The sequence below is a fragment of the Silvibacterium sp. genome, from assembly GCF_047605705.1.
In the GTDB taxonomy this organism is placed as follows: Bacteria; Acidobacteriota; Terriglobia; order Terriglobales; family Acidobacteriaceae; genus Silvibacterium.
Map to the genome: position 1 here is coordinate 23,831 of NZ_JASGFD010000004.1, position 12,652 is coordinate 36,482.

At 61.8% G+C, this 12,652-nt stretch carries 14 protein-coding genes; 1 reads left to right on the forward strand and 13 read right to left on the reverse strand.

Translation table 11 applies throughout. The features are described 5' to 3' along the window. Positions 1 to 107: 107 nt before the first annotated feature. The 9 genes from flhA to QM649_RS02335 form a co-directional block, all read right to left on the reverse strand. Positions 108 to 2,195 (reverse strand): flagellar biosynthesis protein FlhA, encoded by a 2,088-nt coding sequence (gene flhA / locus QM649_RS02295; RefSeq protein ID WP_415197388.1) that lies wholly within the window; start codon positions 2,193 to 2,195, stop codon positions 108 to 110. Further along, a complete protein-coding gene (locus tag QM649_RS02300) occupies positions 2,192 to 3,490 on the reverse strand; it encodes a flagellar biosynthesis protein FlhB (RefSeq protein ID WP_415197389.1) in 1,299 nt (432 codons plus the stop codon). Before QM649_RS02300 ends, flhA begins: the two co-directional genes overlap by 4 nt. Beyond that, positions 3,487 to 4,311 carry a flagellar biosynthetic protein FliR gene (locus QM649_RS02305; RefSeq protein WP_415197390.1) on the reverse strand — a complete coding sequence of 275 codons (825 nt, stop codon included), beginning with the start codon at positions 4,309 to 4,311 and terminating at the stop codon, positions 3,487 to 3,489. The genes QM649_RS02300 and QM649_RS02305 overlap by 4 nt, the downstream gene beginning before the upstream one ends. 4 nt (positions 4,312 to 4,315) lie before the next feature. Continuing rightward, positions 4,316 to 4,585, reverse strand: a complete 270-nt coding sequence (locus tag QM649_RS02310; RefSeq protein ID WP_415197391.1) for a flagellar biosynthetic protein FliQ — start codon at positions 4,583 to 4,585, stop codon at positions 4,316 to 4,318. 14 nt (positions 4,586 to 4,599) lie between these two features. Then, on the reverse strand, positions 4,600 to 5,586 hold the full coding sequence (gene fliP / locus QM649_RS02315; protein ID WP_415197392.1) for a flagellar type III secretion system pore protein FliP: 987 nt from the start codon (positions 5,584 to 5,586) through the stop codon (positions 4,600 to 4,602). Next, complete coding sequence (locus QM649_RS02320) at positions 5,576 to 5,926, reverse strand: FliM/FliN family flagellar motor switch protein (RefSeq protein ID WP_415197393.1); 351 nt, start codon at positions 5,924 to 5,926, stop codon at positions 5,576 to 5,578. The genes fliP and QM649_RS02320 overlap by 11 nt, the downstream gene beginning before the upstream one ends. Positions 5,927 to 6,072: 146 nt before the next feature. Then, entirely contained in the window at positions 6,073 to 7,308 is a 1,236-nt protein-coding gene (locus tag QM649_RS02325) for a flagellar hook protein FlgE (RefSeq protein ID WP_415197394.1), read from the reverse strand. 40 nt (positions 7,309 to 7,348) lie between these two features. Next, positions 7,349 to 7,924, reverse strand: coding sequence for a flagellar hook capping FlgD N-terminal domain-containing protein (locus tag QM649_RS02330; RefSeq protein ID WP_415197395.1), 576 nt, complete (start codon positions 7,922 to 7,924; stop codon positions 7,349 to 7,351). A 32-nt stretch (positions 7,925 to 7,956) separates the two neighbouring features. Next, positions 7,957 to 8,460 (reverse strand): hypothetical protein, encoded by a 504-nt coding sequence (locus QM649_RS02335; protein ID WP_415197396.1) that lies wholly within the window; start codon positions 8,458 to 8,460, stop codon positions 7,957 to 7,959. A 631-nt stretch (positions 8,461 to 9,091) separates the two neighbouring features. Between QM649_RS02335 and QM649_RS02340 the strand changes: the two genes are divergently transcribed. Beyond that, positions 9,092 to 9,382 carry a hypothetical protein gene (locus QM649_RS02340; RefSeq protein ID WP_415197397.1) on the forward strand — a complete coding sequence of 97 codons (291 nt, stop codon included), beginning with the start codon at positions 9,092 to 9,094 and terminating at the stop codon, positions 9,380 to 9,382. A gap of 497 nt (positions 9,383 to 9,879) precedes the next feature. On the opposite strand, the gene QM649_RS02345 is transcribed toward QM649_RS02340, so the two are convergent. The 4 genes from QM649_RS02345 to QM649_RS02360 are packed head-to-tail and all read right to left on the reverse strand — an operon-like array spanning position 9,880 to position 12,593. Continuing rightward, a complete protein-coding gene (locus QM649_RS02345; RefSeq protein ID WP_415197398.1) occupies positions 9,880 to 10,356 on the reverse strand; it encodes a hypothetical protein in 477 nt (158 codons plus the stop codon). Beyond that, complete coding sequence (locus QM649_RS02350) at positions 10,357 to 11,706, reverse strand: FliI/YscN family ATPase (protein WP_415197399.1); 1,350 nt, start codon at positions 11,704 to 11,706, stop codon at positions 10,357 to 10,359. Then, entirely contained in the window at positions 11,690 to 12,217 is a 528-nt protein-coding gene (locus QM649_RS02355) for a FliH/SctL family protein (protein ID WP_415197400.1), read from the reverse strand. The genes QM649_RS02350 and QM649_RS02355 overlap by 17 nt, the downstream gene beginning before the upstream one ends. Next, positions 12,186 to 12,593 (reverse strand): hypothetical protein, encoded by a 408-nt coding sequence (locus tag QM649_RS02360; RefSeq protein WP_415197401.1) that lies wholly within the window; start codon positions 12,591 to 12,593, stop codon positions 12,186 to 12,188. Before QM649_RS02360 ends, QM649_RS02355 begins: the two co-directional genes overlap by 32 nt. Between the last annotated feature and the right edge of the window lie 59 nt (positions 12,594 to 12,652).

Sequence of the window (12,652 nt, forward strand, 5' to 3'; positions counted from 1 at the left end):
TCCTGCGTGTTCCCCGTCACGGCCCATACATTCCATGCCCGATGACTACCCTTTCCCTCAAGAACCCAAGAGACCCTCGCTTCAGATACCGCCCCACATCGCCGCCTTCATCGCACCAGCCCCATCGGCCGCAGCCGCACATCGGGTGGAATCTCCGATGGGGCGACGACTGCCAGACGCGGTTGCACCGGCTCCAGCCAACGACGCAAATAAAAGCGCGCCGGACTCGGACAGAGGAGCACGGGAGGGGCCGAAGCAGCGGGTGGTCCGATGAGTTGTTTCACAGAATCGGAGAGGCGGCGGAGGCTTGCAGCCAGACGCCCGTCGACCGAGGTGCGCTGTGCGGCCTCGCCCTGAAGCAACGCAGGCAACTCGTCCTCGATGGCCGGGTCGAGGGTCAGCACGCGCAGGGTGCCGTCGGCATCGAGCAAGGGCTGGAGAATTCTCCGCCCTAGCGCGCGGCGCGCGGCCTCGACCAGCACCGGCAGAGACTTGTTGGCAGGCGCGGCTTCGAGCAGCGCCTCGAGAATCGTACCCAGCTCGCGGATCGAGACCTGCTCGCGCAGGAGCTGCTGCAGCACGCGCTGCACCTCGCCGAGTGTGAGCACCTTCGGCACCAGTTCCTCGACCAGCTTGGGGTGAGTGTCGTTGAGCGAGTCGAGCAGCCGCTTGGTCTCGGCGCGGCCCAGCAACTCGTGCGCGTGGCGGCGGATCATCTCGCCGAGATGTGTGGTGATCGCCGTAACCAGATCGACTACGGAATATCCGGCTGCTGTCGCCTGGTTCTCGAGACCCGCCTGGATCCAGCGCGCCGGCACACCGAATGCCGGCTCGCGAGTTTCCTTCCCCGGGATCGGCCTCGGTTCTGATTCTGCGCTCACCGCCAGCAACAGGTTCGACTCGGTCTGCCATCGCCCAATCTCCAGTCCTCGCAGCGAAATGACGTACTCCCGCGGCCGCAGGCGCAGATTGTCCGAGATATGGACAGGCGGAATCAGGAAGCCCAGCTCTGTCGAGAGGCTGCGGCGCAGCGTGCGCACGCGTGCGAGCATCTGCCCCCCTTGTTTTTCATCGACCAGCGGTATCAGCTGGAAGCCGATCTCGAGACTCAGATCGTCGCTACGCAGCAGTACCATCGCCGACTCGGCTGCGGGTTTTGCTGTTGCTGCTGCCGAGCTGTTAGCTGACGCAGTTTCCGTGGCCGCATCTCCGGGAATACGCCGCGCTATCAGCAGCAAAACCGCAGCCAGCAGCAGAAAAGGCAGCGAAGGCAGGCCAGGCACGAGGCACATTGCGCCCATCACCACACTACCCACATAGAGCGTGGCCCGGCGGCGGAAGAGCTGCGTGCCCAGCTCCGAGCTGAGCGCTCCGGACGATGAGGCGCGGGTCAGCACCATGCCTCCGGCAACTGAGACCAGCAGCGATGGAATCATCGTTACCAGCCCATCGCCAACGGTGAGAATGGTGTAGGTGCGCACCGCCTCATCGAGCGGCGCGCCCTGCTGCAGGGTACCGATCAAAAGTCCGGCGACGATGTTGATTGCGGTAATCAGAATGGTCGCGAGAGCGTCACGCTGATTGAAGCGTGCGGCTCCATCCATCGCGCCATAGAACTCCGCCTCCTGGGCTACAGCCTGGCGTCGCGCCCGCGCCCCGGCCTCATCAATGAGCCCGGCATTCATGTCAGCGTCGATCGCCATCTGCTTGCCAGGCAGCGCATCGAGTGTGAAGCGAGCAGTAACCTCGGCGGTGCGCACCGCGCCATGGCTGACGACAAGAAACTGGATCGCAATCAGGGCGAGAAAAAGAACGAAGCCCACAACGTAATTGCCACCCACGACGAACTGCCCGAAGGACTCGATGACATGGCCAGCCGCATTCGTGCCCTCGCTGCCGTGCAGCAGGATGCGACGGCTCGAGGCGATGTTCAGCGAGAGGCGGAAGAGCGTGAGCAGGAGCAGCAATGTCGGAAAGACGGAGAGATCGACGGCGCGACGCACCTGCACAGCTGAGAGGAAGACCAATACCGATGCGGCCATCGAGCAGGCCAGCAGCAGATCCATCAGCATGGCCGGGATCGGAACGAGCATCACGAAGATGACACTGATGGCGCACAGAGGGAGCGCGAGCTCGCGTGCTGCGTTCAACAGCTGGCGCTTCTTCACAGTAGGAGACACAACGGTCTTGCTCATTCGAGACCTCTGGCTTCATCAGTCGGATCTGCGGCGGAAGGGGACGGCGGCGAAGGATCATCTGTCTGAGCAGGCGAGGCACTTACGCTCTGCGGAAGGCCTTGGGTTGCGTGGCCTTCTTGCGCACCGCTCGATTCAGTTCTGCTGAGTCTGGTTCTGCTCGATACAGAGCGGTGCATTCGCGCCTGCTCGGCGCGGCGGCGTTCAGCCTGCTCTTCCCGGAAACGCTCTTCAACGCGCTGCCGATAGAGGTAAGCGAGGATCGCGGCTACGGCAGCGTAGAGGTTGTAGGGAATGCTCTGCCCAGGCTCGAGCGCGTGATAGAGGGAGCGGGCCAGTGGCGGGTTTTCGACGATCGGAATCCCCGCCCAGCGCGCCTCCTCACGGATCTGCGCGGCAATCAGGTCGCGCCCTTTCGCCATCATCCGCGGCGGCTCCATGGTTTCGAAATCAAAACTCAGTGCCACCGCATAATGAGTCGGGTTCGTGATCACCACCGTAGCCCGACGCACATCCGCTTTGAGCATCCGCTTGCGCATTTGCCGCCGCAGGGAGCGGATACGGCCGCGCACCTGAGGATTGCCCTCGGTCTGTTTGTGCTCCTCACGCACTTCCTCTTTGGTCATGCGCTGGCGGGACTCCCAGCTGCGCCATTCGATAAGATAGTCAATCGCCGACCAGGCAAAGAGAATCCACGCCGTATCGAGCACGATGTGGTAGCTGCCCACCAGCATCGCGCTTAACTGGTTGGTCGCGAGCAAGGGTAGATCGGCCTGCGCATAGATCCGGCGCATAGCAAAGAAGACCAGCACGGCAGCCGGGAGCAGCGAGCGCATCAGGCGCGCCAATCCGCGCAACGAGAAGAGGCCCTTGAGACCTTGCACAGGATTGAATCTTCCCCAGTGCGGGCCAAGCGGAGCGACGCTGAAGGAGACGCCGCGTGCCTGCGCCACCGCAGCCAGAAACGAAGCCGAAAGCGAGGCCAGCAGGATGGCAGCAACCGGCAGCAGAGGAGCGAGCATCAGTGGCCGCAACCTTGCAATCCAGATCGAGGTCTGGACCTCTGAGTCGGCGGAGGAGTTGGTCGGCGCGGTAAAAGAGGCCGTAGCAGCGAGAGTATGCGCGAAATCTGCCATCCAGCGCCCCGGCCAGGATGGAGCGATCCACGAGAGCGCGAGCAGCGCCGCGAGCATGCCACAGGCTGCCACCAGATCGCGGCTGAAGACGCGATCACCTCGCTCAGCCGCGCGCTGGCGGCGGCGAGGCGAGGCCCGTTCTGTGCGTTCGTCGCTCAATGCCCTACCGCCATCTGCCTCAGCAGCGACTCCCCGGCATCAAGCAGATCTGCGAAGCGGTTTTCGAGAAAACGCGGCCAGAGAGCCAGCCCTGCCGAAAGCGCTCCGTAGCCGACCAGCGTCTTCACCGGGATCGAGAGCATCATCACCGGAAGCTGCGGCGCAACGCGTCCCAGCACAGCGATCGCAACTTCCACCAGCAGCGTCGCTGCCAGCACCGGCGCAGCAAGCTCCAGCCCCGCAAGCAGCACGCCTCCCACGCGCGCGACGATCGTCAGTCCGCTCTCTCCGCCCAGCCACACCATCCCCGGAGGAGCCGCACGAAAGCTACGCAGCAGAGCCAGCAGCAGCTCGCGATAGAGACCGGAGGCAAAGAGCAGGAGCGTGCCGAAGAGCGAGAACAACTGGCCGAGCAGCGGCGTCTGGTACGGGGCGTAGGGATCAAGCAGATTTACCAGCGAGAAGCTGAACTGAAAGCCGAGCAGCTGACCGGCAAAGAGCAAGATCTCGCTGAAGAGCGTCAGCTCGAGACCGAAGACAGATCCTGCAGCAAGCTCTCCGGCGATCGCGCGAAAACTGAGTTGAGAAACATGCTGCACATGTGCATCGTTAGCTTCTGTGCCGGGCAGCGCAGCCGCCACGGGCGCCACCAGCAAAGTCAGCAGCAGGACAAAAGCGACTTTCACGCGGGGAGCAATTACCTCGGAAGAGAAGATGGGCGCCGTCACCATCAGGCAACTGATGCGCACCATCACCAGCAACATGCCCGAGAGGTAGGCGGCCCAGCCGCCCGGCAACGCAAGACCAGCCGATGCGTTCATCTGTCTATCCCAGATAACGGTGCAGATCCGAGAACATCAGGATCGTGTATTCGACCAGCCTCCGCGTGAACCAGGGCAGACCGATCAGGATCAGCGTGCCCACCAGCAGCAGCCGGGGCACGGCGGTGAAGGTCTGCTCCTGCAGCGACGTAAGCGTCTGCGCAAGACTCAGCAGAAAGCTGATGAGCGCCGCAGCGATCAGCACCGGAGCGCTGATCAGCATGGCCTCTTCGAGCAGTTGCCGCAGAATGACCACGACCTCATCGACACTCACAGGGTCTCCTTCTTTCAAAAGCTCTTGAGTAAGGAACCGGCCAACAGGTTCCAGCCATTTGCCATCACGAAGAGCAGGATCTTGAGCGGCGTAGAGATAACCACAGGAGGCAGCTGAAACATACCAATCGACGTGGTAATCGAGGCTACGATCATGTCGATCAGCAGGAAAGGCAGGAAGAGAATGGCGCCGATCTCGAAACCTGCCTTCAGCTCGGAAAGCATGTACGCAGGCGCGACCACACGCAGGGGAAGATCTTCAGGCTTCGCGGGCCGCGGCAGGCCGGAGGCCGAGGTGAAGATGGCCAGGTCCTGCTCCTTCGCGTAATGGAGCATGTAGATGCGGGGTGGATCGATGCCTCGCTTGATCGCCTCCCATCCATCGATCTGACCGGTGCGGAAGGGCTCGACCGCTTGCTGATCGACCTTCATAAGGACCGGTTGCATGAGGAACCAGCTCATCAGAAGCGCCAGCCCCATCAGCACCTGATTCGAGGGAGCTGTTTGTGTACCCAGAGCCTGACGCAGGAAGTGAAAGACCACCAGCAGCCGCACCATCGGCGTCATCGAAAGCACGATCGCCGGCAGCAGGGTCAGCAGCGTCAGAACAAAGAGCACTGTCCACGGCACCGAGTGCGTGTCGGCGGGCACAGGCAAAGGCAGCAGACGGGGCGTCGAGGCGGCGATCAGAGTCATCGCATTGCCCCCGGCGCTGCCTTCCGCAGCAAGTGCGGAGAGGTCGATAGATTCCGTAGCCGGCGAGACCTCTCCGATGAGAAACAGAGAATCGCCGGAGCCGCCCAGCAGATAATGCCGGCCATGGCACGCAACCAGCATCACCGCGCGATTACCTCCGAGGGCAAGGCGCTCTTCGAGCAATAACGCGCGGCGCGGCGTCTTCGGCCTTGCATCGAGCAGAGAGCTGAGGCCGCGAACCAGTGCTCCCACCCATCCACCGGCGGAAGCCAGATCGGGATGCCCGCGGCGGGCCTCAGAGTACACGGGTCACCCGCACGGCCAGCACATCGTCGACCACCTCGAACTCGGTCCAGACAAGCTGCGCACCGCCGCACCAGATGGGAAGGTCCTCATCATTCGGCCATTCGCTCGCAATCACCGCACCCTTCTCAAGACGCAGCAGATCACGGACACGAAAGCCGCGCACCGGAACAGCAACATCGAGTTGCAGCGGCAGTGAGCCGAGAGCAGGAGGCACCTCAAATTCCGGCGGCAAAGCAGACGCGGAGCCAGAAGCCATCAGCTGAGTTTCGACCTGGCCTTCGATTGCGGCTTCGTCTTCGCCAATGTCGACAGAGGCGATGGGAGTTGAGGTGGCATCCATGAACGCAAAGAGTGCGAACGGATGACCGAAAATGGGGCAAACATCTTAAAAAAACTTCACACGACAACCGTTTTGAAAGAGAATAGGCCCGCCACTTGGACGGGCCTGTTCTTTCCAGCAAAGCACATCAACCAGAGCGGAAGAGATCAGTGAATCATGTTGATCGTGTCCTGAGAGATAGTGTCGAAAGTGGTGACGGTCTTGGAATTCGCTTCGTAGAGCTGCTGCGCTACGATGAGATTCGAAAACTGCGTCGAGATATCTACGTTCGAAGCCTCGAGAGCATCGTCATCCAGAGTGCCGAGTCCCGCGGTTCCTGCCACGCCATCGGTCGCCTGCCCCGATGCAGAGGTCGTTGCGTAATTATTGTCGCCCAGCCGTTCCAGCCCCTGATCATTGACGACGTTAGCCATCGCCAACTGTCCCACATCAAGGGTTTGCTGGTTGCTATAGGTCACCGAGATGACGCCATCTGCGCTGACGCTCATGCTGCTGTACTCACCGCTGGCGTAGCCGTCAGAGGACTGCGCGGATTGGGTCGACCCCGAGGTTCCGCCGCTGTACTGAGTGAGAGTGGATGTACCGGCCGAGTTGTAGAGGTTCCAGTCGAGGCTCATATTGCTGGCGCCGTCGCTGAGTCCCGTAAAGGTAATGCCGGTGACATCGGAGGTTGGAGAGGTCAGGTTGCCGCTCGAGTCAAAGGTGAGATTGCCGGTCAGATTCGTGCCTCCGCTGGCATCGCCGGAAGGCAGTGCGATGCTATAGCTCCAGGCATTCGTCCCGGTGTTGGTGAAGGTGATAGTCGCCTGATAGGAATTACCCAGCGAATCGTAGAGGGTGACATCGGCCGGGAAAGATGTGCCTACGGTCGCACCAGAATCGAGATTCGCAGTGACTGAGAATTCCGTACTGGCCTTCGGCTGAATGGAAGAGCCCACCGGAATCTGAATCGCGCTGAGCGTTCCACCGGTATTGATCGCTCCATTCACCGCTGGATAACCCATGACCTGAAGACCGCTATCTGAAATCAAATAGCCATCCGAGGTCAGCGAAAAGTCGCCGTCTCGGCTGTATTCGTAACCGCTGCTGTTCTGTAATACGAAGAAGCCATCTCCGTCGATGGCCACATTGGTCGAAACGCCGGTGGAGGTGGGGCTGCCGGTGGTGAAGTCGGTGGTCGTCGCGCCGATCTGTGTGCCGGTGCCGAACTGCTCCGGGTCGTCGTTGCCCGAGGTTCCGAGCTGTTGATAGAAAAGATCGCTGAACTGAGCTGTCTCGGCCTTGTAGCCGGTGGTGTTCATGTTCGCGAGGTTGTTGGCGATCGTGTTCAGGGCTTCGGACGAGCTCTCGAGGCCGGTGAGGGGAATCCAGAACGATGGCATGAGCGTTGGTCTCCTGTGGAGCAAGATATTGGGTAGCGGCCTAGCGGAGCGCCGGATTCCCTGGGATGGAAAAGGGCCTGCTGCCTTTGGCCGGAAGGCCCGGAGCCGAAGCAGCAGCAGCGCCGGGTGAGAGTGAACCTGCTACGCGCATCGCCGCAGCCTCGAGCGTCCCCGAAGGCGCGCTTCCGGACAGATTCGTCTGTCCAGTCTCCGAACCAGGCAAGGCAGCTGCGGTTTTGCCGGACCGGCCATGGGAGGACGCCATGGATGCGCCAGCCAGAGGTGAATTCTGCGAAGAGACCGGAAGGACGCTTCCCGAGGCTCCGGATGAAGTCGTGCTCGGCTCGGTGTTCTGGTTGATCTGGATCAGTTGCTCGAGGCTGTTCACCTGCACCAGCTGATCCACATACTCCGTCGGATCGGTCTGCTCGGTCGGATCCTGATTCTTTAACTCGGTAACTAACAGCTGAAGAAAATCATCGGCGGTAATTGTGGCCGATGCGGTGGTACTGGAGTCCGAACTCGATCCATCGTCTGCTGCGGTCGCCTGCGCGCGAGCGGCTGTTGACTGGTGTGCGTAAAGCTGGGCCTGCATAAGCCGTGCCTGAAGATCCATTCCTGACATTCCTCCTGTCTCAACCTTCCCGCTCAGGCACGCACGCTGATATAGCGCAGCGGCGTGGCATCTGTATCTTCGCTGGCTATGCTTAGCCATCCGCCCTGCGCATCCAGCGTGCTTCCCGGCAGCGCAGCCTGAATAGGATCCTGACCGCTTCCTGTGCTCGCGGTATTTCCCTGTTGTGACTGTCCTTGTTGGCTTCCACCCTCTGTTCCGCTTTGCGTTTCAGCCTGGCTGCCGGCAGCACCCTGGCTATCTGCTTTTTGCGCCACGTCGAGATGGCTCACCTTCACGGACTGTTCTGCCAGGTAATGGGAGAGCGACGGAAGCTGCGCTGCCATGGCGGCCTGCGTGTGGCTTGAACCGGTCAGGATCGCTGCCGCAACCTGTCCTTCAGGAGCCGAGCGCGTCGTCACCTCAAGCCATCCCAGCTTGGGATCTTCGAGGCCGACCGCGACCCGACCCGCCGAAGCGTGCAGCAGAGCAGGAGCGCTCGTTGACTGATCGAGCTTTTGGTACGGATTCGCGGTCACCGCTTCTGTCTCCGCCAGCGTCTTTCCTGCATGCGCACTGCCGAATGCTCCGGTCCCTGTCGCGGTACCCAAACTTGAGCCAGCTGCCGCCGATCCATTGAGAGAGGTACTCGCCTGGGAGTCCGTTGGGTGCAACAACGACGTGCCTGCGCTGTCGGTCGCGTGTGGCGCCGTTGAGGTTGCTATATGCACGCTCCCTGCAACCACCATCGCGGATGGGACGGCCCCGGTAACACGGGCGCCAGGTGTGCCCGCAGTATCGGACGAAACCTGCGACAAGCTGGCCGACGAAGCATTCGTGCCGTCACTCGCCGCTGTGAGACGTCCAACGGAAGCAGTTCCTGTTTGCACTCGACCGGAGACGCTCGATCCGGATTTCGCACTCGACGACGCCATCCCAGTCGCAGCAGCGCTTACCGGGAGGCTGGCTGCGAGCGTCGTCGCCGCCGGATTTGTTAGGGGATCAGCGCCTATGCTCACGGCCGTAGCAACCTGCGTAGACCCGCTTGATGCTGTGACCTCATTCGAAACTTTCTTATGTAAGTCCGACGTGGCCGCGGAAGAAGAAACCGACGAGGATTTGAGTGAAGAAGTCCGGACTGCCCCCGTGAGTGTCAGGGACTGAGAGGTCTTGTCTGTTCTCGTTTCTGCATTCGTTTCCGTACTCGCTGCTTTCCCTGAGCTCTCTGCATTGCCTGTCTTACCAACGACCTTTCCTGCCGGGGAAGAATCTTTTCCAGACTGCTCTGAGACGCGGCTTGAAAGTAGCATCGCCGCACTGCCGGACATAGCCGAGGAGCTGGCCGCTGTCGACGTCGACCCCGAGGACATCGCCACTGCCGATGCCGCAGGCGCAGTTGATTTGAATTCGCTTGCATCCGAAGTGATCGCGTCCTGCGCCATGTTGTCCGATCCCGAATAGGCTCCTCTCGACGCCGACAGCGCGGAGAGGTTACCGATCGCTGTGGTCTTCATTTCCACAGAGGCCGAAGCAGGGGCGGTCAGGCCAGCCGAAGACACAGCATCCGCTCCCTGCTTCGCCTTCAAGGATGCTGCGACAGACGTCGCGTCGTCTGCTGCTTGCAGAACATCTGCGGTGCCCGCTGCGGAACTATCCGCGGATACTTTTCCTGAATTCGAGTCGGAAGATGCCGCCTCGTCCTGCTCCTCTTTTGTCATCGTTCCAGCGGCAAGCGCCAACAAGGCCGCAAAGATGCCTGTCGCATCCTCTCCGCTTGTGGAGCCCGAAGCAGAACTCAGTAGTGAGCCCTTGACGGACATATCCTCCGCAGACGAGCTGACGGAACGAACAGAACTGGCGGCTGACGGCAAGTAAGGCCTCCGAGCGTGACAACACCAGAGGACTGCAAGCATGAGGCCAGCAAAGGTGGAAGAAAGAAGGCGTTTATGAATGAATTCTCAGAAATCAGGGCCAGAGATGTCCCGCTCAAGATGGCGCCAGCGAGCCATGACAAAGCTGTCGTCGAGCGAACGCTGTTCGCTTCTCTCTCGCTCACGGCTTGCCACCTCCTTCGCCGCATGCAGAAGAATTTCCGCCTGTAGGCGCTCACGCCGACGCGCCAGATACTGATCCCGGGCCGCTTCCATCATGGCAGCCGTCTCACGGACCCGGAGTTCGAGAAACTCAAGCTCCGGCTCGGCCATGGACGCGGCGTTTAACAGAAGAAAGCGCGTTTCGCCATGCTCTTTCTCTTCTTCTCCCCGGCCACGCAGCGGGGCCAGCGCCCGCGTTTCGAGCGATTGTTTTTCCTTGCGGGCGTATTCCTCTGCCTGCTCGGCCGCATGCAGAGCCCCGGCCCGCACCGCCAGTTCAGCCCGGGCCGCATCCTCAAGCAGAAGACGAAGGCGCATCAGCCGCTCGAGCAGACGGCTCACTCAGAATCTCCCTGCGAGAGCCATCAAAGAGGCCACAGCCTGTTCACGGCTCACATGCTCGCTCGCGCTTTGCACCAGGTAGGCACGCAACGCGTCACGGCAACGCACCGCCGCATCGAGCGCCGCATCGCTGCCGGTGCGATAGGCGCCAATGCGAATAAGGTCCTCGGAACGCGCATAGACAGCGAGCATGCGACGCGCCGCAGCAGCCGCTTCCCGATGCGAAGCCGTGGTCACTGCAGGCATCAGGCGGCTGATCGAGTCGAGAACCTCGATCGGCGGATACCATCCCTCGGAGGCCAGTGAGCGCGCAAGCACGACGTGGCCGTCGAGCAACGAGCGCACGGCGTCCACCAGCGGATCCTGCTGATCGTCCCCTTCCATCAGCACGGTGTAAAAGCCGGTGATACTGCCTCGTTCAAACTCGCCCGCCCGTTCAATGAGCCTCGCAAGGCGATGAAAGACCGAAGGCGTATACCCTTTCGCCGTCGGCGGCTCCCCGGCTGCAAGACCCACCTCGCGCGCGGCCATCGCGTAACGGGTGAGCGAGTCGATGACCAGCAGCACATGCCGGCCATGCGCGGCAAAATATTCGGCCACAGTGGTTGCGGCCAGCGCCGCCCGCATACGCAGGATCGGCGATTGGTCAGAGGTTGAAACCACCACCGCAGCACGCTTTCTTCCCTCTTCTCCCAGGCTCTCATCCAGAAACTCCCTTACCTCGCGACCTCGCTCGCCAACCAGGCCGACGACGATGATCTCCGCGTCGCTATGACGGGTCATCATGCCGATCAGCGTGCTCTTGCCAACGCCAGAGCCCCCGAAGATTCCGACTCTCTGCCCGCGCCCTACACTCAACAGTCCGTCGATCGCACGCACCCCGGTACCGATGGGCGTGCGAATGGGCACACGATCAAGAGCCTGCGGCAGCAGGCCATCGAGCGCACGCAGTTCGCAGGCTCCAAGCGTTGCCCCTGAGCCATCCATCGGCATACCCAGGGCGTCGAGAACCCGTCCGATCAGCCCATCCCCGACTTCGATCTGCGGCACACGACCCAGACCGCTGATCTCGTCGGCATAGCGGATACCCTCAGCCGGCCCTACCGTCATGCTCAACACATGATTGCCGCGAAAACCGATCACCTCGGCCAAGTGCCGTTCCCCTTCGGCGTCGACGATCTCGCAACACTCTCCAAGAGCGCAGGGTGGCCCTATCGATTCAACCGTCTGCGCCGAAGCTTCGCTGACGCGGCCTCGCCAGCGCAGCACCGGATTATGGCGCAGACGACCAAAGTATCCGGCCAACAGCCGGGGTGCAGCCGACAAGTCAGAGTCAGGCAATGGCAGCATCGGAGATCCGGCGTGACGAGCCTACACCATCGCGGCGGTCGAGCAGATCGAAGAATCCCCGCTCGATCTCCTCAAGCTGGGCCTTCACACCAAGATCAACGGAACCCACCTCGGCCACCAGACGGCACTCCCCGACATGCAGATGTTCGTCCGCAGTGACTGCGGGTTGCAGCGGAAGATTGCCCGTCAGGCGCAGCGTCTCCTCCCACAGCGGCTGGTCTGCCGCAGGCACCGCCAATTGCACCTCGGTCGATTCCGCCAGCCGCCCAAGCGCCACGCGTACTGCGCCACGCAGCAGCAGCGGATCCATCTGCGCTTCGCGATGAAGAATGCGAGCCGCAATGGCCAATGCCAGCTCGACGACCTCGCGCTCCACCGCGGCAAAGTAGCGGCTGCGCGCCGCCTCGAAATTAACCAACGCATCGCTCAGGCCGCCTGCAAGTCTCGCAAGAGCCTGCTGCCGCTCCTGCTCCACCCCATCACGCGCCATCCGGTAAGCCTCTTCGCGCACCGCCTCCCTGCGCCATCACATGCTGGGTACCCAGCATCTCGTGGAACTCCTCGACCACGGCTGCCGAGAGGTCCGGAGGGACATTGCGTGTCTGCGCGATCTCTTCTGTCAGACGCTGCACATCCTGCTCAGGCAGATTCTGCAGCACCACCTTGCCCAGCTCATCGCCCATCGCGATCACCAGGATCGCGGCCTTCTTTACTCCGGACATGCGACCCAGCTGCTGGCGAATCGCCGGACTGAGAGCGCCTGCGGACTGAGCCTCGGACTGCCCGGAACTCGAAGCAGAGCCCGGAGTCGAGCCGGAAGCGGCCCCTGGAGCTCCGCCCGGTACTGGTGATGCAGTTGCGAGCGCCGCCGTGCCTCCTGCCGCCATGCCCTGATCCTTTCCCTGCCTTTGTCCCTATCCGATCCCTGTCCAGCCTGTTTTCATTC